This is a genomic window from Brevibacillus sp. NPDC058079 (assembly GCF_042885155.1).
GTDB lineage: Bacteria > Bacillota > Bacilli > Brevibacillales > Brevibacillaceae > Brevibacillus.
Genome location: NZ_JBHVSO010000010.1, coordinates 128481 through 149178, shown reverse-complemented (window position 1 = coordinate 149178; position 20698 = coordinate 128481). Strand labels below are relative to the sequence as shown.

35 protein-coding genes are annotated in these 20698 nt (G+C 36.9%); 1 reads left to right on the top strand and 34 read right to left on the bottom strand.

All coding sequences use genetic code 11. The features are described 5' to 3' along the window. Positions 1-113 precede the first annotated feature (113 nt). From ACFVS2_RS26045 to ACFVS2_RS26015, 7 genes are all read right to left on the bottom strand, one after another. On the bottom strand, positions 114-323 hold the full coding sequence (locus tag ACFVS2_RS26045; RefSeq protein ID WP_390239274.1) for a hypothetical protein: 210 nt from the start codon (positions 321-323) through the stop codon (positions 114-116). 267 nt (positions 324-590) lie between these two features. After that, the gene (locus tag ACFVS2_RS26040; protein WP_390239271.1) at positions 591-926 is read right to left on the bottom strand and encodes a hypothetical protein; all 336 of its coding nucleotides are present in this window, start codon (positions 924-926) and stop codon (positions 591-593) included. A gap of 22 nt (positions 927-948) precedes the next feature. Further along, a complete protein-coding gene (locus tag ACFVS2_RS26035; RefSeq protein WP_390239268.1) occupies positions 949-1848 on the bottom strand; it encodes an SIR2 family NAD-dependent protein deacylase in 900 nt (299 codons plus the stop codon). A 131-nt stretch (positions 1849-1979) separates the two neighbouring features. Continuing rightward, positions 1980-2216 (bottom strand): hypothetical protein, encoded by a 237-nt coding sequence (locus ACFVS2_RS26030; RefSeq protein WP_390239265.1) that lies wholly within the window; start codon positions 2214-2216, stop codon positions 1980-1982. 77 nt (positions 2217-2293) lie between these two features. Next, complete coding sequence (locus ACFVS2_RS26025) at positions 2294-2494, bottom strand: hypothetical protein (RefSeq protein ID WP_390239262.1); 201 nt, start codon at positions 2492-2494, stop codon at positions 2294-2296. A 360-nt stretch (positions 2495-2854) separates the two neighbouring features. Then, entirely contained in the window at positions 2855-4228 is a 1374-nt protein-coding gene (locus tag ACFVS2_RS26020) for a nucleotide-binding domain-containing protein (RefSeq protein WP_390239260.1), read from the bottom strand. A 13-nt stretch (positions 4229-4241) separates the two neighbouring features. Next, positions 4242-5324 carry an SAVED domain-containing protein gene (locus ACFVS2_RS26015; RefSeq protein WP_390239257.1) on the bottom strand — a complete coding sequence of 361 codons (1083 nt, stop codon included), beginning with the start codon at positions 5322-5324 and terminating at the stop codon, positions 4242-4244. Positions 5325-5571: 247 nt separating this feature from the next. Between ACFVS2_RS26015 and ACFVS2_RS26010 the strand changes: the two genes are divergently transcribed. Next, positions 5572-6141 (top strand): hypothetical protein, encoded by a 570-nt coding sequence (locus ACFVS2_RS26010; RefSeq protein ID WP_390239254.1) that lies wholly within the window; start codon positions 5572-5574, stop codon positions 6139-6141. Between the two features lie 69 nt (positions 6142-6210). On the opposite strand, the gene ACFVS2_RS26005 is transcribed toward ACFVS2_RS26010, so the two are convergent. From ACFVS2_RS26005 to ACFVS2_RS25875, 27 genes are all read right to left on the bottom strand, one after another. Then, positions 6211-7035 (bottom strand): transglycosylase SLT domain-containing protein, encoded by an 825-nt coding sequence (locus ACFVS2_RS26005; RefSeq protein ID WP_390239252.1) that lies wholly within the window; start codon positions 7033-7035, stop codon positions 6211-6213. 195 nt (positions 7036-7230) lie between these two features. Beyond that, positions 7231-7731, bottom strand: a complete 501-nt coding sequence (locus ACFVS2_RS26000) for a hypothetical protein (RefSeq protein ID WP_390239249.1) — start codon at positions 7729-7731, stop codon at positions 7231-7233. A gap of 190 nt (positions 7732-7921) precedes the next feature. Next, complete coding sequence (locus ACFVS2_RS25995) at positions 7922-8110, bottom strand: hypothetical protein (RefSeq protein ID WP_390239246.1); 189 nt, start codon at positions 8108-8110, stop codon at positions 7922-7924. Positions 8111-8437: 327 nt separating this feature from the next. Then, positions 8438-8611, bottom strand: a complete 174-nt coding sequence (locus ACFVS2_RS25990; protein ID WP_390239243.1) for a hypothetical protein — start codon at positions 8609-8611, stop codon at positions 8438-8440. A 77-nt stretch (positions 8612-8688) separates the two neighbouring features. Continuing rightward, positions 8689-8904, bottom strand: coding sequence for a hypothetical protein (locus ACFVS2_RS25985; protein WP_390239240.1), 216 nt, complete (start codon positions 8902-8904; stop codon positions 8689-8691). 5 nt (positions 8905-8909) lie between these two features. Next, positions 8910-9425: a hypothetical protein gene (locus ACFVS2_RS25980; protein WP_390239237.1), complete on the bottom strand. Its 516-nt coding sequence runs from the start codon at positions 9423-9425 to the stop codon at positions 8910-8912. 62 nt (positions 9426-9487) lie between these two features. Then, complete coding sequence (locus ACFVS2_RS25975; RefSeq protein ID WP_390239236.1) at positions 9488-9730, bottom strand: hypothetical protein; 243 nt, start codon at positions 9728-9730, stop codon at positions 9488-9490. Positions 9731-9976: 246 nt separating this feature from the next. Beyond that, positions 9977-10327 carry a KOW domain-containing RNA-binding protein gene (locus tag ACFVS2_RS25970; RefSeq protein ID WP_390239233.1) on the bottom strand — a complete coding sequence of 117 codons (351 nt, stop codon included), beginning with the start codon at positions 10325-10327 and terminating at the stop codon, positions 9977-9979. 25 nt (positions 10328-10352) lie between these two features. Beyond that, positions 10353-10625 (bottom strand): hypothetical protein, encoded by a 273-nt coding sequence (locus ACFVS2_RS25965; RefSeq protein ID WP_390239231.1) that lies wholly within the window; start codon positions 10623-10625, stop codon positions 10353-10355. A gap of 129 nt (positions 10626-10754) precedes the next feature. Then, complete coding sequence (locus ACFVS2_RS25960; RefSeq protein ID WP_390239229.1) at positions 10755-11183, bottom strand: hypothetical protein; 429 nt, start codon at positions 11181-11183, stop codon at positions 10755-10757. A gap of 25 nt (positions 11184-11208) precedes the next feature. Next, complete coding sequence (locus tag ACFVS2_RS25955; protein ID WP_390239227.1) at positions 11209-11625, bottom strand: hypothetical protein; 417 nt, start codon at positions 11623-11625, stop codon at positions 11209-11211. 20 nt (positions 11626-11645) lie between these two features. Continuing rightward, positions 11646-11963 (bottom strand): hypothetical protein, encoded by a 318-nt coding sequence (locus ACFVS2_RS25950; protein WP_390239225.1) that lies wholly within the window; start codon positions 11961-11963, stop codon positions 11646-11648. 147 nt (positions 11964-12110) lie between these two features. Further along, on the bottom strand, positions 12111-13172 hold the full coding sequence (locus tag ACFVS2_RS25945) for an AAA family ATPase (RefSeq protein WP_390239224.1): 1062 nt from the start codon (positions 13170-13172) through the stop codon (positions 12111-12113). A gap of 207 nt (positions 13173-13379) precedes the next feature. Further along, on the bottom strand, positions 13380-13724 hold the full coding sequence (locus ACFVS2_RS25940; RefSeq protein WP_390239221.1) for a hypothetical protein: 345 nt from the start codon (positions 13722-13724) through the stop codon (positions 13380-13382). Between the two features lie 59 nt (positions 13725-13783). After that, positions 13784-14215: a hypothetical protein gene (locus ACFVS2_RS25935; RefSeq protein WP_390239219.1), complete on the bottom strand. Its 432-nt coding sequence runs from the start codon at positions 14213-14215 to the stop codon at positions 13784-13786. A 155-nt stretch (positions 14216-14370) separates the two neighbouring features. Further along, positions 14371-15075, bottom strand: coding sequence for a phage lytic cycle repressor MrpR family protein (locus tag ACFVS2_RS25930; RefSeq protein ID WP_390239216.1), 705 nt, complete (start codon positions 15073-15075; stop codon positions 14371-14373). A gap of 122 nt (positions 15076-15197) precedes the next feature. Further along, the gene (locus ACFVS2_RS25925) at positions 15198-15503 is read right to left on the bottom strand and encodes a hypothetical protein (protein ID WP_390239213.1); all 306 of its coding nucleotides are present in this window, start codon (positions 15501-15503) and stop codon (positions 15198-15200) included. Between the two features lie 149 nt (positions 15504-15652). Then, positions 15653-15799, bottom strand: coding sequence for a hypothetical protein (locus tag ACFVS2_RS25920; protein WP_390239210.1), 147 nt, complete (start codon positions 15797-15799; stop codon positions 15653-15655). Between the two features lie 26 nt (positions 15800-15825). After that, positions 15826-16278, bottom strand: coding sequence for a hypothetical protein (locus tag ACFVS2_RS25915; protein ID WP_390239208.1), 453 nt, complete (start codon positions 16276-16278; stop codon positions 15826-15828). A 25-nt stretch (positions 16279-16303) separates the two neighbouring features. Continuing rightward, complete coding sequence (locus ACFVS2_RS25910; RefSeq protein WP_390239206.1) at positions 16304-16639, bottom strand: hypothetical protein; 336 nt, start codon at positions 16637-16639, stop codon at positions 16304-16306. A gap of 10 nt (positions 16640-16649) precedes the next feature. Beyond that, positions 16650-17126 (bottom strand): hypothetical protein, encoded by a 477-nt coding sequence (locus ACFVS2_RS25905; RefSeq protein ID WP_390239203.1) that lies wholly within the window; start codon positions 17124-17126, stop codon positions 16650-16652. Positions 17127-17205: 79 nt separating this feature from the next. Then, entirely contained in the window at positions 17206-18138 is a 933-nt protein-coding gene (locus tag ACFVS2_RS25900) for a hypothetical protein (protein WP_390239201.1), read from the bottom strand. A 356-nt stretch (positions 18139-18494) separates the two neighbouring features. Beyond that, entirely contained in the window at positions 18495-18812 is a 318-nt protein-coding gene (locus ACFVS2_RS25895; RefSeq protein WP_390239198.1) for a hypothetical protein, read from the bottom strand. 67 nt (positions 18813-18879) lie between these two features. Then, positions 18880-19341: a hypothetical protein gene (locus tag ACFVS2_RS25890; RefSeq protein ID WP_390239195.1), complete on the bottom strand. Its 462-nt coding sequence runs from the start codon at positions 19339-19341 to the stop codon at positions 18880-18882. Further along, positions 19338-19607 (bottom strand): hypothetical protein, encoded by a 270-nt coding sequence (locus ACFVS2_RS25885; protein WP_390239192.1) that lies wholly within the window; start codon positions 19605-19607, stop codon positions 19338-19340. The genes ACFVS2_RS25890 and ACFVS2_RS25885 overlap by 4 nt, the downstream gene beginning before the upstream one ends. Before the next feature lie 31 nt (positions 19608-19638). After that, positions 19639-20019 (bottom strand): hypothetical protein, encoded by a 381-nt coding sequence (locus ACFVS2_RS25880; RefSeq protein WP_390239189.1) that lies wholly within the window; start codon positions 20017-20019, stop codon positions 19639-19641. Positions 20020-20120: 101 nt separating this feature from the next. Then, on the bottom strand, positions 20121-20645 hold the full coding sequence (locus tag ACFVS2_RS25875) for a hypothetical protein (protein ID WP_390239186.1): 525 nt from the start codon (positions 20643-20645) through the stop codon (positions 20121-20123). Positions 20646-20698: the final 53 nt, after the last annotated feature.

Here is a 20698-nt window from a genome sequence, read left to right as displayed (position 1 = left end):
TAGATAAAAACGTACTCCACTGTTCATATTCAATCCATTGCAAGTCAGCTAAAATTAATGCCTTCATGTTTTCCCTCCCTTCCTCAATAGAACTATAATCCTACGCTTGTTAGTCAAAACCCAATCGGCTCGCCAAGATAAAACTGAAAATACTCGGTGGAGTAAGTTTCTTCAATCCCCTTGTCATTCACTACAGTCACGAGATTTCCAATTCCTGTACTCCTGGCTACATATACTCGATTTCGAGTCAAATGAAACTCAGAATCAACTGCAACCAGTAAATCAAATGTTTTGATCATTCTCTCTGCTTCGTAACAATTCATAACAACCTCCGTGTTTATAGGTGAATTACTTTCAATCAGCAAGTGACAAGTTCTTATCAAATGGACAAATTGTGAGTTATTCCGCATCTTTTACAAGAAAGAGTTACGGTATCAGGCTGGTTTTGATCAGCCGAAAAAGACTGATTTTCACTGATGCTGTTAGTAATAGAAGAAAAATCCTCATATACTTTGCCACTTTCCAATTTATTCGTTGTTCTTTTCAAGGGAAAGGATAATCTATTCCCGCATTCACATTCCAAATCAATTTTAATTTTCATGTTCCATCTTCTCACCCTTCAAACGGTTATCCGCTACTTGATTTGGATTTAAAGCTTGAAACAAGCGGAATTTCCCTTCTTCTGTAGCGGTATTGTGATGTCTAAAATTTGCAGGATTTTCGTCCCAATTGTATTGGCTTACATCAGCGATTTGTGTTTCTACACCATTCTCTTTCATATACCAATACCAGAATTCAGAAACTTCTTTTGTCACACAGGGATATCCAATTTGCTCACTAAACACCACGTAGTTAGGCTTGACCCCCTTAGAGACTTGTTCATTTTCATCCTTGACTCGGTTTACCATTTCCTCAACTGTCCGCATTTGTTCCGCCCCCAATCAGCAATCATGTTGATAGGTTTATCTCAAGCAAGTCAGATACTTGACGAAATGTATCACTTATGGATTCGTTAATGACCAATTTGAAAAAACTATCCAAATCCGTTGAATGATTATTGATGATAACACTGTTTTTGTATTGCGGATAAAACATAGGAATCTCATTAATCGGGCCGACCTGAAGGGATGATCCAAGAACTAATAGCAAGTCAGCTTGCACGGCGCTACGTTTAGCCTCCTGGTAATAACGAATGGAATCTCCGAAAAGAACGACATCAGGTTTCAAAATGTGATGACACTTCACTTCTCGTTTCTTCTTCCCTTTACATCTAATTCCCTCTGTTGATGCATGGTGTAGATCGTGGCGTGTTCCGCACTCAGTACAATTCACAAAGTTAAAAGGATGTCCAGAGAGAGGGATGTAGTGGTTACATACATTCTCTTTTACTTCCACCTTTCTGCAAACAGGAACCTCTTCTCTTCTGATATACTCCAAATCATACTCTTCGCCACAGTTGGTACAATACGCTAACCGCATACTACCATGAACTTCATAAACCCTCGTACTTCCAGAAGCTTGATGAAGTCCATCTACATTTTGCGTAAAGATGCTGATATTCTTCCCCTGCTTCTCTAATTCGAAAAGAAATTCGTGCCCGTAGTTCGGTTGAAAATCTCCAGCGAGTTTAATGTGGAAGATATCTTTATAGGCTACCCAAAACTTTTCTCTCTGACGATTGAAGTAGGAAAGCGACATTAGTTGCTGTCTTGATAAGTCATACGTCCAAACACCCGTTGAAGAACGAAAGTCAGGTATGCCTGATTCTGTACTAATCCCCGCTCCACTTAGGACATTGATTTTCTTAGCTTGCCTAATCCATTCGGCAAGAGTTTTTATCGGATCCATCCATTTTACACCTCATTCCTTCTCATGATTATACGGGCGAGAGATCTTTCTTGATGTATCAAACCAAAAGATCGTGATATTTACCAACTTTAATGTCAGTTATTCGGATTTTTATATTAAAACGTCTCCCGTTAGCAATACTTTTCTTCGAACAGCCAATAAGCTACGCTATCTGCGTGATGAGTATACATGAATGCTTCTAACGTTTTGTATTTATGATGATATCCTTCTGAACTATACGTATTTTCAAGACACGATAATAGTTCTTTGGCAAATTGATTGGCATCTTTTTCATTTTTAAAATCATACTCGTCATTATTAACGAACAGCTTTTTCACTAAATCTAAAGCTTCGTTTTCACAATTCAATGTAATCTTCCTTTCTTTCTCACAGATAGATTTAAAAAAGTTCTGACCCTGCTGTTTTTCAAATTTAAACGCAATAATCAGAATATCCGCTTTTTGTATATGTCAACAATTTCCAACGCTAAATCTCGATATTTCTTTGCTTGATCCCCAGTTACCGTTTCACCTTTTACCAGCAATTGAAACATCCAATTCATTTCATGAAGATGATTTCCAATTCCTTGAGTCAGCTTCACGATATAACCATTCTTACCAAATGGCTCTACATAGGCTTCTCCCATGATAAATACATCCTGTTCTTTAGGAAAGTACCAGTCCATTTCGACTCGGAATTTAGTGTATCCAAAATGGTTCATTCCTGGTATAACCGTATACACTCGAATACAGGAGCTGCAAATATACTCCATTCTCTTTTCTTCACTCATATTGAAATAAGGATTGCAATTCTTCACCGTATTAATTGGATAGACATTATCATTTTGCGTGGAATCGCAGCTATCACATTTCACAGGAAACACCTTCTTATTTATTGACTATAATCACCATTTTAACACACGAAACTCTTGATGTAAATTATTTTTTACAAAGAAAAAAGCTCTCTTTATAAGAGAGCTTAATTTGTAGTTGAGGTTATGCAGTATTTAATTTGTGATAGGAACTTCGATCTTATCTCTTGCAACACATACTCCATTCTTAACGATGTAGCATTCAACAAAGTGCTCGCCTTTAAATCTGGTGTGCTCTGTATGAGCGAGAGAGTTTGTTCGAATCACTTGACCTCGTATTTGATCCTTTTGTTTTGCCACGACACCCTTGTTTTTCACTTTCCAATACACCTCGTACGGATAGGGAACGTTGGTTGTAGCACTAAAGTCCAGCTTCTTATTCGGCTTTAAACGCTCATTATTTCGAAGCAAGGCGCGTAAGAAAGCGGGCCTCCACCCATCCTGAGTAACGGTGCAATCCAGTCTTACGTCATATTTTAAATCGATTGGATAGAGATACTCAATAAATTCTTCCGTCTCTTTATAAACTTGATCATCTTCACTCTCCGACAAGTAAGCAAGAGACATGGATTTTGAAACAGTCTCCTGTGCTCCCTCTTCACTCCAAAAATCATGATTGAAAAAGGAATGCCATGCTTCCAAAGCCTGTTCTTTCGTGCATGATGATTCGAAAAGAATGTCCAGTTTCGCTAAGTAGGTCACCAACCGATTGTACAAGTTGTTAATGCGCACATCATCTTTTTGAATCAGTCGTAGCGTTTGCGAAGAATCCGTGGGATTCACAACATCCATGTTTTCTGCCAACCTATCTTTAATCGCTAAAAGTGTATGATAGAACCGCTCGTCAATACGACTGTAGGAGTCAGCATATTTTTCGTTTGTCAAGACGCTCTGAACAAGACCACCAGGCATTTCCCAGTGATCCCTTGATCTTGAAAACATCTTTAGTAGCCGAACGAGTTCACGAAGTTGGTAGTTCTTATCTTTGTTTTCTTTGATAAACCAGGCAGTAATTGCTTTCGGATCACGTTTTCTCCATTGACTACCACAATGTTCATACTGATAATTCCCCTCGTCATCTTTAAAACGGCGATAAATTGCGAAATCGATATGATACCCATCAGCATAAACGATTCTCACACAGTTTGTCTTTGCGTGTGGAGCCACTTTAAACGTTGTGCATTTTTTCTTTAATGCCTCAACCACAAAGTTTTTGACAGATTGTGTTCCATCAGGAATTTTGTCTTTCTCAAACACAACAGCCACATCAATGTCATAATCATTTTCTTCATTTTTGATTACAGTTGCCATTGCAACACTACCTTGTACAATAGATTCTGCAACCTTATAATCGGTTCCTTTTTCCGTGTTATATTCCGCTAAGCCATCTTTTAAGCGTTTCAAGTTTAGATCCTTTTTCTCAAAGAGCTTCGTTTTTTCAGTTCTCGGAAGAACAACTTCCTTTTTGTAAAAATTGTGGAACATGCTACTCAGATCATACATCCCCATTGCCTATCTCCCCTTACACAATCTTGATTGCTTCATCTTTCATTTCTTTTGAGAGTTTCAATGCCCAAGGATATTTAATCTGAGAAGAACCAACATAGTTGTATATCCAAAATTCCTTATTGGAATCCATTCTTGGAGAAATGGTGCTACCGAATTTGAATGCTACCGATGGTTGCGCAGAAAAGAAGATATGCACTTTCTTTAGACCTCGATACCGATGATGAACGTCCGTAAGTAACGTTCTAAATTGGTGTTTATACTGATTCAGTTGCTGGACACAGGTAATGGCATCCACACGCGGAGGTTCAAGCTTGAAGTAATAGGAGTTCAGATGATCAATGCCAAGTCCCTCTAATTGTGAGTCAAAGATCTCAAAGGTGATGCCCACCTTTATGATTATTTCTTCCACATCGGGAGCGGATTGTTTGCTTTCGTCTTTGAGCAATACCAATTCAGGGTATTGGTGGTTCTTTTCTATGACTGGCTTCCAGGCGAGTTCATTTCGATTCCACTCATAAAAATCGATACTCGACTTATCTGCAAGCTGATAGCCCAATAGAAACTGGAATGGAATGTGAGCCATTCCCATGTAGGCAACTTCTTTCGTTGAAGGGTCGTGGATATGTACAAGGAGTTCTGAGACAGCATGTTCTTGATTCTTCCATGCCATTTTTAATTGAAAGTGGTCAATCTTAGCGAGGTCTTGATGTAGGTTAATAGTAATGGGGACGACTTCGTAATCATCTAAGTCGGCGTGAATATCGTTGAAATTTACAACTTCAACAGATGAATGTCGGATCTGTAGCATTTTTTTGGATTTCGTTTTAATTCGAAACCGATACCAAATTCCGATTGCGATTAAACCAAAACTAAAAATCCCTTTAAGAACTAAGGGAATTACCTCAACTGTATCATCTGGTATCGCGATGTTAAAATTTAATGCTTCATTCATAATTGGAAGAATGGGACTCAGCCACCATGGAGCTGAAAACCCCAAGAGAAATGTACAACCAGTCCAAATTAGAAGCATTGAGATCTTTTTGTCATACCAATCTCGAAACCAAACCTTCAATTTGTTCCATACGGTTCTCCACAACAAATCGACGCATCCCTCTTTCCATTGAGAAGTTGCACTACAAATTTCAAGTGAAATTTCATCATATCATAGGAGCTTCCAACCGTAAATCACTTATAAAAATTCTTTATTATCTGACTTCTCGTCCAACAAACGCCCATTGTTACAACGAAGTTTAATAGGAAACAGAGTTGGTTTTCTTCTCGCACTTATATTTTCCCTATACTTGGTAATACTACCTATATTCATTACAGGGAGATGTGAAAGTGTGAATGATTTACAGAAAAAAAGACTTCTAAAACTCATTGATATTGCCCAAAGAAATGGTCATCAAATTGTAGTTGTAAATCAATCCTTTGATGCTTATTGCCCAACCATAGGAATTTCCTTTCCCAATTATGAAGCTTGCTTTGATCGTCTTTATCGTATTCTTAGTGAGAAGAATTTGTCTCCTCAAGAATCCTATGATTTAACCGTTGCTATCATCGGCACAAAATACACTTGGGCAAATCTATACTCTTCGCATGCTGAATTATTAGATGCGTCCCATTTTGCAGCTTGGATTACAAAAGATGGGAACATCTTATCCACTTACAAATCAAATGATATCTCTATCAAGTGTAAAGATCTATCAGTAATCTGGTATCATGAACTACCATTACCTCAAGAAGTGAAACCTGTCGTTTGCCCTTTTTTGAAAGTTGTAGATGAATGGTGTTTTATTGCAAATGGCTGTAGCGAATTCGTGGTAGAAGATGAGGAAGATTACACAGAAAGCCTGGAATATGTTTCGTGGATTCTCAAACGTAACGAACAAAACAAACACACAATCCGATAACAAGCACGCTATTCAATAAAAAAGAAGGAGAATGATCCCCTCTTTCTATTGAGCAACGTTTATTCATTTTTATAAAATGGTTTGGATCTCATCCAAAGATGTTCGTACACTTTTCACGTACTTTACAGCTACTCCGTTATCTTTAAATCCTTTAATTCCACGGTTATAAGAACTCCAAACGTAAGTGTCTAATTGATCACCGCTTACTCCGCGTTCTTTCCAGTAGCTATATAAGTAGGAAAGCTTCGATGTCCCCCAATTGAGATTAATGATAGGATCTAAAGGTTTGTTGGGTGTATTCAGTTGACTTGCTAAATCTTCGTGATTGATGATGTTAACCTGAAAATATCCATAATCATCGGTCTCACTAATTTCATTTGGATCAAATCCACTCTCATGCTTGATGACTGCTAAAGCTATTTTGTAGTTCAATCCTCGTTCCTGGCAAAGCTTATACAGGTATTCTTGATGCTTTTTAGGCATTGGAATATTTGGATTATACACAAAACCGTTTGTTGTTTTCAAATCTTTTGAACTGCTCACCCCTGGTTTTGCTTCTTTTTTTACAGTCGCTTGCCTATTTATCTTTTCCCATTCTGTCTGTATGGGTTTCTCAATAGAGGCGGCGACTACCACTTGTTTTACATCTGCTTTTTTTATTGGAAGCAGGTGTTCTGATGGCTGATATTCAGCCAAACTTCTTATAGATGTCTCATACATCAAGGGAGTCTTTGGGTTTTCAGACATTCCACTGATTCGTGTGGAGCCTTTCATTTCTTGCTCTCCACCAGCTTGCCCATAAACCATCGCTCCCGCAAGAAGACAAGTGAATAGTAGGATTCTCATTGCTCTTTTGATGTAACCTCGTTTCTTCTGATCATTCGCCCTATTCATATCTTATCCCTCCAAAATGTTGATTTTGAGATCACCCTTTTGTCCTTTAGAATCTTTTATGTTATGCAGATAAAATCAAAATACAAAGAATGATTCGTGCGATATGTTTTGATCAAATCGAAAAATACATAAAAAGAAAAAGTCCGCCTACATGACGGACTCGTTTCCCTTTGAGTATTCAATTCATGAACGTTACTAACGACTTCTTTTGCAGACTTCCTCAATATACTCCTCATCTTGTAAAAGCAAATGTGGATCTTGAATAACCGTAACCGTGAAACAATCCTCCTGAATTTCTTCTTGTACCTGAGCATCAAATTTACTAAATTCTTCATAACACACTTTGCAGATTGTTGTGACAATAGATAGTTTGTACTCACCTATTAACTTTGGATAACTTGCAAGTACGGATTGATATACTACCTGTATAATCTCTTCATGGTTAATGTTTACTTCCCATGTATATAGAGTATAGAGATCGTTATCAGGATTACCAACCAGAAGAAAAAAATGAGGCTTTGTTGTAAACACACAATAAAACCGCACATCGATTTTTGTAGAAGAGTCATCCGTAAAATACAGACGAACTGGATGACCTGAACGCCCATCCATGTACAAGCTCGTAGAGCGAAGTATCTCTAATTCTTGATCCAGAATTTCGTTCATTTCTACTCTCGTACCAATTCTTTTTAACATAAATTTCCCCTCTTACTATTTCTTTCTTCTATCATAGCACATTCCGTTGGCAATAAGAAAAGCTCGTTTTATAACGAGCTTTAACCTGTATCTGACGACTTTTCACTTTATAAATCTGTGTACCAACACCAAGTAAAAGTCTCATCCTCTTCTTTCTCAAGATAATAGACGCATGTCTTGGTTGGAAAGGCTACTGCCACTCTTCACCATCGGAATTGTCCATGTCCCGCTCTTTGACCATCATGAGCGTTTGCTTTCCATTCAGCTCTCCTAAAAATAGTTCTCCCTCACATTCAATGTTTGGATGCAGTATTGATGTATCTACTACCTCAATTATATAGGAGAATCCATTGTCCCTGAGCTTTTGGATTGTACTCATGTTCAACTCTCCCTGTTTAGATTTCTTCCTAATGCGTTTTCTATTATTGTTGCTTTGGCGCAACCACAAGAACGTTGTCTCAATACAAAAACACATTAATTAAGTCAAACCTTATTTGATTCTCGTAATGCACATTCTGGACATAAATATGGTGGATAAAATTCCGTAAATCCATAAAACCCAACAGGCAACGCAGGTTTCCCACACTCGGAATCATTTTCATAACTCTCACAATGCCAGCCAGAACTAACTGCTCTATTTTTGAGGTCATTGACATTTTCAATCGATATCATATTAACAACCCTCTTAATAAAAATCACAATTTGTTTATTCACCATTTAAAACACGTACAATTGTCGAATCTGACACTTTGATCCCACTCACTTTAAAAACTTCTTTTATTTTTTCAAAATCTGGCTTAGTGTTTGTTTGAGACTCGTAAATCTTGACGTACAACTTAATAAATTCAACCAGATCTTTTCTGCCTTCTTTTGAAAACACGTTAGAACCCTCCTTACTAACTCTCGTGATGTACCTTACTAAGTCATAAAAGCAATATAGTTTCGTTTTTAACTTAATTAAGGTCGGAAATCAGATGGAAGTAAGTGCCGATACTTATGAAATAACCGTATTTCTTCTCTGCGGTTAAATTCCCTTCTTGCACGTTCTTCTTCCTCCGTTACTTCCCTTTTTTCAGGAAAAACGATGTTTCCTCGATCATCTTTTAAATGACAAAAACATACCCATTGGCATCCACATTCACTGCCATCATAATCCATTTCAAAGTTAGGCATGTTGTTCACTCCTCATCTTCGAAAAAATCAATTGTTGACTGAAAATCCTTATCCAAAAGATCCAACCACAGTACCTTTGCTTTTACAAATTCATTATAGCACCTTTTATAGTAAGGCTCTTTACCTTTAAAATTAGGATTATCAACGAGCCTTTTGTGAACTCCAATTTGTAGATTTTTCAGGATAATCAGCTCGTTTTGATTCAAGTGTGTGCGATCAATCTTTGAAAACAGCTCCTCGATTGTTCTATCCATCCAACCATACACAAGCATGTCTTTTTCAAACGGATGTTTCGGCATAATCGCCCTCGATTGAACTGTCATCCGTTTTGAAGCTTCCTCTATTAAGGTGCAGTCACCTGGAAGCCCTGTCGGAAACTCAATGAGAACGCCTTGGCAAGCCTCATAGATGTCCTGAAATGCTTCTATATTCTTAGATACCTCCGAGATTTTTTTAAGAAGGAGGCGCTCTTGTTCCTCTAACCCTATCTCCAGGATATAACGATAGAGCCTCATTACCATCCGCAAAATATCCGCAATGTCTGTTTGACTTTTCGTCCTTTCTATCATCTTCTTCATCCCCTCTATTTACATGGCGTGCGGTTGTACTGTAATCCACCTATGTGTCCTGCAAGTCTTTTGAACAATTCATGTGCGTAGTCTTCATAGAGTGGATCATCAATATTTTCTTCCAACCGCATTCTGCATTCTTTCTCCAGCTCTTTATCGACTTCAAGATAGAGATAGCAGAGTTCATTGAATGTTAGCAGGTCGTTTGAGTGTTCAAAAGACAACGAGTACGTGTATTGATTATCAACGGCTCGCATCTCAAGTAATCCATGTGCCATACATACTTTGTAATCATCCAAGCTGAACGAAGTACCTTTGGGATGGTTGTGAGTAAAGATTGTACCTCTTAGCAACCCTTTTTGAATGGCATCATTGACATGAATACAGTCTTTGGTGCCTTCTTTTTCCCACAGTTTTTTTCTTTTACATTGAAAATGATTCCTGTTTCAATAGAATTGAATCGAATCTTATTTTCCGCTTCAACAATGCTATTTGGCGTCATATCATGCACTCACTCCAAATTGAGAGTTACAATTTTCATATCCAATCCCACCGCATTGAGGACAAGGGCAATAGTCTTCGATGTCTACTCCATCTCCACCAGTACCATCACAAAAAAGGCACATTTTCTTTACATATTCAAGTGCATCGACTGTCCACTCAGATCCTCTGACAACATTCCCTTGCCAACGAATGGTAGCAACCACACCTTCAATTTTCTTAATCACACCTACGATATTACGGTGTTCTTGACATCTACCATATTTCACTCTGACATGATCCCCTGGTACGAAATCAAACGCTACTTCTTTCCCATTTATGATTACAGTTTTGTTGACTCTAAAACGAAACATGTGGATCATTCCTCTCCCATTTGTATTAACGGCAAGGGTCAACCAGTAGACGATGACCATTGCGAACGCATTTTGCAATTCTCTCCAGTTCCTCACACGGTTTATCAATTAAGCATCCTGGAATAAAATCTTTTTTATCTGGTGAATATGCAAGATTTTCTCCCGTAATGACTCGACCACTTTTCTCATCAATATTTGTAGCAAAGTAATCATTGATACAATACACACAGGCATTCAGATTGAATATTGACTTCACTTCCCTACAGTTACCACACAGCGCAATTGGATCTGCTCCCATGATAAAATCCTCCTAAAAATAAAATATAAAATTTACCCTTTTGCCTTCGAAACACTATATTCTATGCGTTTTTCAAAAAATAAAAGCTCGTGTTTTACGAGCTTTGTTCATCTTCTACTATGAAATTCATTACGTTGTAGTAAGGATATACTTGTATTTCATATTACCAGGGTAAAAGATTATATAATAATCAATTAGTTTTTGAAGAAACACTAATTCTGGTTCTCTTTCTGATTTAATCAAGATATGCTTGTTCATGCCCATAGCGATTTTCAACTCAACCAAATCTTTGTTAATCTTCAACGTCTCGGCATTCGTTGTTTCTATGATGTAGGCATCTGAGTTTGTGATCATTGATTTGATTTCGTAAATTTCTATTGTTTTCTCTTTATAATCTATAGATGCCATTGGCAACATAAGAAGAACAGAAGTCATGACTCCCCCGACAACTGATAATATCAAAAATATACCAATAGACTGGTACTCTGCCTTAAATGCTTCTTTATTTTTCAAACAAGTTCTAAAAATGATTGTAGCTATGATTAGCATTGGTATCATTTTTCCACCTCTTTTCAATACGTAGTCATTTTGTAGAAATGATATATTTTGCATAATAAGGAGAGTATAGTATTTTTAATTCTAATAGACACTTTATTACTTCTGACTTTGGTACATTCTCTAAAACCGTAAGGGTATGTTTGTCCCCGCCTATTTTCAATTCGGCGGAGTCCTTGCTTACTTTGAACATACCTTTACCATCTGTTTCAATAAAATAGAAATTTGCACTCGAATTAATTGATTTGATTTCATAAACTCCTTTTACCTCTTCTTTGTAATCAAAGAATTTCATCGGTATCATGAGAAGCGCAGAAACAATGAATCCAATAATAAAAGATAGAACCAGAAATACGAACACATTTTGAAATTGTTTTTCGAAGTTTTCATAATTATTTATACATGCTATAAATACGATAATTGCTACAACAATCATTATGATCATTCTAATCCTCCTTTTAAAACCTACTCTGTCTTTCTATTCCAAATGGTAATTTTCCCGATCATCACAATTACTTTAAACAAGGGTATGAGAATAAATTTCCATATGAAAACCAACAATATCGTAATAATCATTCTTGGCAGGTAAAAAAGCCAAAGAATCAGGTGATAGATCCTTACTTGTTTCGGAAGCGTAAACATAATTTCTGCTGACTTTTTCTCTTTTTCTTCTGCAACAACCCCTACGAACAAAAAACTAATAAAAGTCCAAATAATAAGACAAACCTCTATTCCACTTAGATTGCTTATCCAGTCATGCATAATTCGTAGACTCTCGATCATGCTTATTGGCTCCTTTATAACTATAGTATTCACTCTATTTCATTGCCTATAGTTTCATGTTAATTAACGCGTTGTCTATTGTCAATGCTAAGTAAAAAATAAAAAAGCTCGTCTCAATGTACGAGACGAGCTGCAAAAACTATCAACTTACTTTAATTTTTCTTTTAAAATTGTAACCGGGATCGATGTTTGAGTCACTAAGTCTTGGAGATTCACAGCGTCTTTTCTTGGCAGCTGTTGAAAGTCAGTAACGAAAAGAATTTTGATGTTTTGAGCTTTTTGAAGTAGACGGATTAGCATTGAGCGATCCATTACTTCTGGCTCATGAATGACAAGTAAATCTCCTGTAAGTACCTCATCCTTAATATGGTGAACATTTTTAACTCCCATGTTCAACCGACGGGTCAATACTAACCGATTTTTCTCTGTTCCTGAAAAAACATAAATTTTCGCATCTACTTTACTATCATTCAAACATTGAATCATTGCTATTAATGTTTCCGTAACACCAGAACCCGCAAAACCAGCGAGAACACTTATGTTACTTTGTAACGCCATATGAATAGCTTTGGCTTGAGTCGTCGTCAATTCAAGCGTATTCTCCTTATAGCACTCCACAAATGAATGAATCTGATCCCGTGAAATCGTGGAATAGGTTGACTCATCTTTAAAATGTGTAACCAAATCAATCAAGGTTTGATCGTCTTCTCCCAGGACTCGTTTTAAAGATGGCTTGTATCGTTTTTTAATACGCTCCTTCGCCATTGCCTGTTCTTCAATCGAACAATGTAATAAGCGGCTTTCGTCCATATTATCAAGCAAATCGCATGCTTTTCCCATTCGAGATAGGATGTTTAACATGGATCTCTCGATGAATGCTCGATATGTTTCGTCCTCTCTCCTTGTCATACCATCCACACCTTCGATGATTTCTTCGTCAATACCTTCTGCACGAAGAACATCGAATGTAATAGGATTCGGTTTATTTTTTGTATCTTCAATGGTGTCATGAAGAAAACATACGCAATAAACCTTCTCAACTACTTCGTCACTTACATTGTGAAAAACTGGGTATTTTCTTACTTTATCTACATTCATCGCAACACGCATGGCATGAAAAATGTAATGTTTACCACCTTTGTCTACATCACCGCTATGCGCTTTTGTTGCAATGATAATGGATTTATCCAATTGTGATAATTGTTCCATATTAAATTTCACTCCTTTTTCACTTCTTGTCAACCACTCTGAAAAAAGATTTTGGTCATCCCTGTGAGGACAAATGCCATGCTTTTTCACATAATTTTCTATGGATTGTAGATTCGTATCCTCTGGAAGATCCTCCCCACAATAAGGACAATATCTACTTCATTATTTGTCGATATTTTCTTCAGGTATTTCGTCCATCGTTAACTGCTAATCAATTGTGGTCAAATAGCTAAACAACCAATAGATTAAACAACTAACCACTATAATTAATGCACTACTCATGATTCCATATAACCATCCGTGATCATGAATGAGCATCGTAAAGATCGATAAGGCTAATACAGTCATACCAGAAGTAAAGAACGTTTTTAAAAGTGGAAAAGGCTTTTTCTCTACTTGTATATGCTTTTGGGTAAGAGAAAACCAATTTTGAATCAATCTTTTCTCTATAGAGGATATTCCCACTCCTTGATTTGAAGATATCTCTTCATCCGATATAAAGGTAGTTGTGCCATCTGAATCTTTCACCAGATATCCTTTTACAACATCCACGAGCTACACTCCTTCCTTGTATCTCGATACATATATCTTCTATCAATTATTTATTATTATTATTCACGACAAAGATCATCCTTTACCTGTTGCATGAGTCTTTCTAACGCCTCACGTTCTTTTTTCTTCTCCTCTTTACGAACAAGATAATCAATCTTTTGTAACACATGTGGGGTTTGAGCCTCTACAATATACGCTTCAAATACATATGAATGACTATCTATTTTGGCGTACTTGACTCCATATATAAGCAACGCCTGATATGTGATATCATCGTCACTAAACAGAAGATAAATCGATTCAGCTTCATCGAATATCTGCTGATTTTCATTTAATGACTTCTCTACGTTTGAACTAAGACCATAACTAATGGAAAATTTGATTTGATTCCTTCCTTCTTCTAACAACTTCACGGACTCGTGTTCCAAGATTGTCTTACATCTAAAGATCTGAAAACCATCTACAGCAATCAATTTGATTGAGTGATACATGTTATCGCCTCCCATAAATCTTGATATTTTAACATCGCCTATTTTGTATAAAACTTTATATCTTATGCTTTTTTTCTACAAATAACATTTGTGTCATCCATAAATAAAAAACTCCATTGGATTTCCAATGAAGTTTTCGTGACATCTCTATTACATTAGAGTCTGTACGTCTTCACCATCGTTTTCAAATGTGCAAGAGACTCCCAATCGTACTCCATTTCATCTTGACTATTCCGCTTCTTCACATTGAATTTTTTACATATTTCCTCGATCTGTTCTTTGGTCGAAAAATCACCATCTCTTTCATAAATTTCTCTTGCCATGTGCAACATCCCACTCTGTCTCAAGTTTTGAATTTTCAAATGAGGAATGTTGAGAATGTCTGGATCTCCAAGCATCATCAATCGTCCATAAATAATATGACTATTTACTGGGCCTGCTACGGAAACTTTGGTTTTTGCAGGTCTGATTACATAGTCTGTGGAGATTAGTGCTGTTTTTTCCATCCCTCTTTCATTTGGGATGCCATTTCTTTTGATATATTCTGTTTCTTCTAAGGCTCGCTTAATCAACGCAAGTGATTGATTGGATACATTCACCGTTCTCTTCTCATCTCGTTCGTTTGTGAGCGTAATTTCATTTTTAGAATAATTAACATCACTCATTTTGAGATTACGAAGTTCTGTTGCATCCTCTCCATACGCTCCCTCAAAGAAAAGTAGGGAAATTATAACCGCATCTTGTCCATTTGTACATTTTGAGATAATCTTCTCAATGATTGCTTTTGAGAATATAGGTGAAAGTACATTGGCTTTCGTTATTTTCTTGTTCCGATATGATTTCAAATCATGAACTGACATAATTGGATCTCCTTTGCGTTTGCATTTTTAAAAAAGGGATTATCCATATCAAGTTATCTCCCAGATATTATCTCATGTATCAGAAACCGTGACAATTCAATCATAACTTCGTCACTTATCCGCTAAATTCCAATTGCGCTCGATGTAACAGGAGCTTTTTCCTTTAAATAGGTACGAAGACTTTCCCCATGGAACCAAAACTTGATAAGAAGATGATAAATAGTTCCTCCCCAATTTGCGCCCCATGGAATGGCTGCCTCTTTCCATTTATTATCCCACACCTCTGTAAGACAATAACCTTTTTTCAATTCCTCTTCTACAGCGTTTGCTACTTGTATCGCATATTGCATTCCTGTTCTATCGAGGAAAAGTTCTTGTTCCAGTAAAAGTTCAGCTTCTCTTTCTCGTTCAGTGTTTAGATACAACACGATGGTATCCCCTCCACTATTTGCTTTAATAACATACAGTTATCTAAACAAGAACCTCATAAAATGACTTATGAGGTTCTTTACTGATATGCAACTACTCGTTTTCGAATATTCATTTTGTTGTAGTTCTTTGATGAGTGATTACTTGTTTACTCTTCAATATCTGTGTAAAACTGATCATGGTTTAAATTTCGATTAACGCCGTTCTCAACTTTCTCAGCTTCCCTTTGGGAATCGCAAGAAATTTCTTTGACTACCACATTCGTGTCATATTCCTTAATGACAACCTTCGGCATTATGCCACTTCCTTTGCTTTGGTATCTCATAAATGGTTGGAAATTAACCAGAAAAAGGTATGCATTGCAAACTCATCACTTAGCTCTATCGTAAATCTACGATTGTCTACCAGGATAGAGTTATAGATTCGATCCAAAGGGAAACCCTCACAATAATGATGTGACCATGTAGCATCTTTGTTGAATAAGTCATAAAACTCACATTCAATCGGGCGTTCAGATTCAACAGAAACCTTCCAATCGTAGAAATTCCCTCGAATGACAAAAGAAATTCCAAGTGAGGCGACATCAAACTGAACCACTGGCAACTGAACCGATTTTGAAACGTGAGTGCCAATCACGTTCACAATCGAACCAAAGAATAGATAAGTTAATCGATCACGAATAAAAAGGATTTGATTCCAATAACCCCCATAATAAATCATCTCTTCGGATGGTTCATTCTCTACAGCCCATTTTTGCAAGTCCATGTCATTCATATCAATCTCTCCTTTTTAGAACAGCTTAATGAAATCGTAGATCTCCACAATTAATCTTTTGTGCATAAGTGTAGCTCTCTACTCGACAAGACTCCATAGATACTTTACTGACAAATCCAGTTGGCAAGATGACTGTATAATCTACCTTTCCAATCTCAAGAATAGGTAGTTGAAATAATCCATAGTGTTCTTCACAAACAGCGTATTGATTAATCGTATGCTCAAACCGCCACTTATCATGGAGTGACCATTCATTATTCTCCGAAACGATATACCATTTACTTTTATCAATCGGATGCGCGAGCACCTTATACATTTTGCCTTGTTCAAGTTTGTCGTCTCCATAAGCTACTACACACATGACAATAGATTCATCCAACATATGACTCGCCTCTCTTTTCATCTACGTTTTTTGATACGTCTTTGACCCATTCATTGCCCGTCCACTTTTTACCGTATTTCTTTCTCATAAGCCAAGCAAGCATCAATTGTTCGGCCGATGAATGATCAATATGAACGAGATATGGTGCATCTGAACGCCAGTGATTTGTAATCGCAATAAATATGAGTATAGCTTCTCCGCCTGCCCCAAAAAGCTCTTTAAGCTGGCTCATAGTGGGGAGCCAAATAACAGGTTTAGAATCTCTCATCGTTACAAATCCCTGAGTTACTGAAATATTATCGATACACAAACCTCTTTTGGGATGATCAATTACGTACCAATCTCCTGTGTAAAAGATTTGGTTTCCTGTTTCTTCGTTCCGCTTGATTTTTTGAATAACTTCTGCACCTTTGCACATTTTCATATAGTTCACAGATGAATCCACTGCAATCAAATGCGGCTCCATATTCATTTCCTCGCTTTTTCACTGTAGTAAGAGAGAGTAACCTAATACAGTTACTCCCTCAGCCATACCATTCTTTTAACTATTCAGTTCCATCTGGTGCAACATTAGGAATTTCAATGTTAAACGCCTGACGAACAAATGACCGTCCAACCGCACTATTCAGCCACCCAATTAATGTATCAGCAACGATTACAGGCGTTTCCCCTGTCCCGCTATCAAGAGCATCGAGATATTCTCTTGAAACAAGCCCTGTCTGATCATGTGCGCGATAAATGATAGTATTCAATACCATCTGTTTGAATTCGTTTCCCCACACGCGAAGAAGACTCAACTCTGGAACAATAGCTGGAACTTCGACATCATAAGCTTTAGAGATAAAGGTACGACCAGTGTTTGAATTGAGCCAAAGTATCACTCGGTTGACCATTGCTTCAGTAATTTCGCTTGGATGCTTCAACATGAAATCCCGCATTAGGCTCGCTACGATCTTCTCAGAGTCTGTTTCTCCCTCCAGAAGGTTATCCATGAAAGGTTTTTTGAACTCATGCAACCATGTCTGAACTACTTTGGAGCGCTCTCGTCCATTCCGATACTTTGACATATCCTTGTAAGTCGGATCAGAAGGATGTTTCACTCGAATCATTGGCATTCCACCTGGACACATCATCCATAGCTCTTTTGACATCGTGAACTCCAGAAGTTCAAGACCAATGGCAAGCATGATGAGTTCATCACACGTTTTATGCATCCCTGTCCATAGATTTCCTTCCTTATCCTGACAAACATTCAAAAAAGATAAACCCTCCACCGAATCAATTTCTTTCGGTAAATTTTCAATCATGTCCGAAATTTCCTGTTTATGTGATTGTAAGCGTTCTGGATGAAATCCAATGGCACCTTGCACACCTTGTACTCCAACGTAAGGAATTATCGGCTTGCCATCTACGATTTCCTCCTTTTTATAAAGACAATCAACTAAAATTTCATTTACTCGATTTGGATTAATTAACACAACCATCATCCTTTGTCAGTTAATAGAGTTTAATTGTTACTACCATTTGATTTTTGAAAAGTAGATAAACCTTTCACCTGAAAACGTTCTTCCTCTTGCAACTCATCAAATAAATATAAACAATATGAAAAATTTCACCTACTATCATCTTTTACATCCAGATTTTGAATGGCGGTGATAAAATAACCTTCACTCCTACTTACATTCTCAATGTGTATTCACATCTCCTTTTTTGTTTTCACGTACATGTCTTTATCATAGATTTTACCATGCGTTTTCATTATAGTAAATTATTTTTTACAAAATTAAAGAAGATAGGCATTTCCCTATCTTCTTTTGTGGTTTTGTTGCTTTAATTATTCTGGATCAATCTCGAACTCTGGAATGGTTTTTAGTGCTTCCTGCAAGATTCGAAGCTCCTCCATTTGAACTCGAATTTTTTCTTGGATTGCTTCTCTGACAATCGGAATTATGTTGTTTTTTTGCTCCACTGATAAATAAGCATTTATCCTTTTGTATCTTGTGGATTCACTTACATCTAATACATTCAGCAAATCTTTCGGTACTTCTTTGCCATTGTCATAGCCATGACCTTTAGTATAAATCTTTCCTTCGTATTTTGGTTCATTATTTTCATCGAGGTCTAATTTAAAAATTACTTGTACAAAACTCATTTCATACACCCTTCTTTCTAATCTGAAAATTTCACATCAAAAACGAATATGGCTGAGCAAAAAATTATTAAAACCAATATTCGATCTCACCGTGCTTATTTACTCCCCATTGTATTTCATAATTGGGTTGATAGTCATACTCGTTTAGTGTGTCGCTCCCTTTTGAAAAAACGTCAATTCTCCAAACTGGATACCCGCTCGAAGCGTTTGTATATCGAACGATTCGAACACCTGTCACATCCCGTTTGAATAGAGCAGATGCAAAATGAAGAAGCTCATCTAAAAGGTCTTCGTCAGCTTCCAGTTCTACCCATTCATCAATGTGTAACTCATGTGATATATGCTGTAATGCGTTTTCCCAATCCTCCGAAGAAAAGCGATCTGAGTAATATGAATTGATATAATCCCCTTCATAGAAATATTTCGGGAAATTATGTTGAACAATCAACATATTTTGTACGCCATAGGAATTCATACACAATTCATGGTACGAATATACCTTAACCTTACTGACCTCTTTTTTCTTCATATACTGTACCCCTTTTTAATTTCTTTGTTCTCTTCGATTTCCTCTAAAAATCTATTCGCTAAGTCAACCAATTTGGTATATCCTTTGCTTTCTGCAAATTTCAAGAACCCTTGTGGATTAATCTTGCATGTATATTCCTGGAGATCGTTATCTGCCAATTTTAAATAAGAATCACCTATAACATTTTGAGAAATTCCTAATACAGACACTTCACGTTTCTTATATTTAAGAGCAAATGTAAAGAAATCCATCTTTTTAGGAATCATCTTATCCTCCTTTGGTCCATATCATGTCAGATTATATAGAGATTCTTCTGACTTCTTCATGCATCTTCTTCTTGAAGTCTTCATCAACATCATAAATTTCATCGATAAACATCAAAACCTTTTGCTTTGCTTCTTCTCTTTTCTTAATTCGTTCAATTAAGACGGGATTATTTTTGCAATTCGAGTATTTATTGACTTCAGTTTTTTGGAAGTTTGGACAATACGAGAGTGTCATTCCACAAATAAATCGACGATGCTCCCATTTCCCTCCATGTACGTGTTCTCTGATCTTCGGTTCACGACCAAATCGATCTACATCTACGCTTTCTTCAACTACAATATGCGTTCCGCAAATCGGGCAATTTTTCTCCTTAATAAATTGAAGTTGCAGACCTTTGTTATCTTCGATCATAGATATCGCTCCTTCTTCCATAAGGCTTGTTATAGAAAGGCTTTTCCCTCTTTCTGATTAGGAGAAGCGGGATGATTCATCACCTCGCTTTTCTATTCTTATTAGTATGCAAAGAACTCGTTTGTATCTTGAAGTAAATTCTTGCATTTTCCGCATCGTTTCCCATCAGACCTTCCAACACCTGTCTCTTTTTCATAATCTCCATTTTTGAATGTCCAAGTAATTTCCTCATACTGTTCTTCGATTACTCGCTCTACAGGATATAGACAATTGGGACAAACAATTTTCCTATTTGCCATCATGTAGAAGTTATAGTCGATAAACTCCTCTGATAAGAATTTAAAGCCAAGATCCTCTTCACTCATAATGATTTGATCAATACCAGTGCCATTTAATCCTGGATTCGTTTCTTCCAGATTTAGATTCTCTGGTTGTTCAAAATCTACAACAATCTCCAAAATGGTATCGTTTTCTGTTTCTTTTTGATCACCGTATCGGATTTCGGTAATAGATCCGAACAAACCAGCGTAATTCGTTTCATCTGTAGCCAATACCCGCATACCAACTTCAATCTGCGGAAGCAATGGATACGCTTTAAGTTCACTCATTTTGAATTCGATAGACATAGATTCCATCCCCTTGCTTGTTTTTGCACTAACCCTATATGATAGATCTCTGT

Coding starts and splice junctions, on each gene's coding strand:
- ACFVS2_RS25890 (WP_390239195.1), bottom strand. CDS start 19,341: ATGAAGAAAAAAGAGGTCAGTAAGGTTAAGGTATATTCGTACCATGAA.
- ACFVS2_RS25985 (WP_390239240.1), bottom strand. CDS start 8,904: ATGCCTAACTTTGAAATGGATTATGATGGCAGTGAATGTGGATGCCAA.
- ACFVS2_RS25920 (WP_390239210.1), bottom strand. CDS start 15,799: ATGCCGAAGGTTGTCATTAAGGAATATGACACGAATGTGGTAGTCAAA.
- ACFVS2_RS25950 (WP_390239225.1), bottom strand. CDS start 11,963: ATGATCGAGAGTCTACGAATTATGCATGACTGGATAAGCAATCTAAGT.
- ACFVS2_RS25980 (WP_390239237.1), bottom strand. CDS start 9,425: ATGGTAATGAGGCTCTATCGTTATATCCTGGAGATAGGGTTAGAGGAA.
- ACFVS2_RS26005 (WP_390239252.1), bottom strand. CDS start 7,035: ATGAATAGGGCGAATGATCAGAAGAAACGAGGTTACATCAAAAGAGCA.
- ACFVS2_RS26000 (WP_390239249.1), bottom strand. CDS start 7,731: ATGTTAAAAAGAATTGGTACGAGAGTAGAAATGAACGAAATTCTGGAT.
- ACFVS2_RS25875 (WP_390239186.1), bottom strand. CDS start 20,645: ATGTCTATCGAATTCAAAATGAGTGAACTTAAAGCGTATCCATTGCTT.
- ACFVS2_RS25965 (WP_390239231.1), bottom strand. CDS start 10,625: ATGGGAGCAGATCCAATTGCGCTGTGTGGTAACTGTAGGGAAGTGAAG.
- ACFVS2_RS25910 (WP_390239206.1), bottom strand. CDS start 16,639: ATGTGTGTAGTAGCTTATGGAGACGACAAACTTGAACAAGGCAAAATG.
- ACFVS2_RS25995 (WP_390239246.1), bottom strand. CDS start 8,110: ATGAGTACAATCCAAAAGCTCAGGGACAATGGATTCTCCTATATAATT.
- ACFVS2_RS25880 (WP_390239189.1), bottom strand. CDS start 20,019: ATGATCGAAGATAACAAAGGTCTGCAACTTCAATTTATTAAGGAGAAA.
- ACFVS2_RS25975 (WP_390239236.1), bottom strand. CDS start 9,730: ATGCGAGCCGTTGATAATCAATACACGTACTCGTTGTCTTTTGAACAC.
- ACFVS2_RS25930 (WP_390239216.1), bottom strand. CDS start 15,075: ATGTCAGTTCATGATTTGAAATCATATCGGAACAAGAAAATAACGAAA.
- ACFVS2_RS26040 (WP_390239271.1), bottom strand. CDS start 926: ATGCGGACAGTTGAGGAAATGGTAAACCGAGTCAAGGATGAAAATGAA.
- ACFVS2_RS25905 (WP_390239203.1), bottom strand. CDS start 17,126: ATGGAGCCGCATTTGATTGCAGTGGATTCATCTGTGAACTATATGAAA.
- ACFVS2_RS26020 (WP_390239260.1), bottom strand. CDS start 4,228: ATGGGGATGTATGATCTGAGTAGCATGTTCCACAATTTTTACAAAAAG.
- ACFVS2_RS26045 (WP_390239274.1), bottom strand. CDS start 323: ATGAATTGTTACGAAGCAGAGAGAATGATCAAAACATTTGATTTACTG.
- ACFVS2_RS26025 (WP_390239262.1), bottom strand. CDS start 2,494: ATGGGAGAAGCCTATGTAGAGCCATTTGGTAAGAATGGTTATATCGTG.
- ACFVS2_RS25885 (WP_390239192.1), bottom strand. CDS start 19,607: ATGATTCCTAAAAAGATGGATTTCTTTACATTTGCTCTTAAATATAAG.
- ACFVS2_RS25955 (WP_390239227.1), bottom strand. CDS start 11,625: ATGATCATAATGATTGTTGTAGCAATTATCGTATTTATAGCATGTATA.
- ACFVS2_RS26035 (WP_390239268.1), bottom strand. CDS start 1,848: ATGGATCCGATAAAAACTCTTGCCGAATGGATTAGGCAAGCTAAGAAA.
- ACFVS2_RS25915 (WP_390239208.1), bottom strand. CDS start 16,278: ATGAATGACATGGACTTGCAAAAATGGGCTGTAGAGAATGAACCATCC.
- ACFVS2_RS25970 (WP_390239233.1), bottom strand. CDS start 10,327: ATGTTTCGTTTTAGAGTCAACAAAACTGTAATCATAAATGGGAAAGAA.
- ACFVS2_RS25945 (WP_390239224.1), bottom strand. CDS start 13,172: ATGGAACAATTATCACAATTGGATAAATCCATTATCATTGCAACAAAA.
- ACFVS2_RS25960 (WP_390239229.1), bottom strand. CDS start 11,183: ATGATACCAATGCTAATCATAGCTACAATCATTTTTAGAACTTGTTTG.
- ACFVS2_RS25895 (WP_390239198.1), bottom strand. CDS start 18,812: ATGAGTTTTGTACAAGTAATTTTTAAATTAGACCTCGATGAAAATAAT.
- ACFVS2_RS25935 (WP_390239219.1), bottom strand. CDS start 14,215: ATGTATCACTCAATCAAATTGATTGCTGTAGATGGTTTTCAGATCTTT.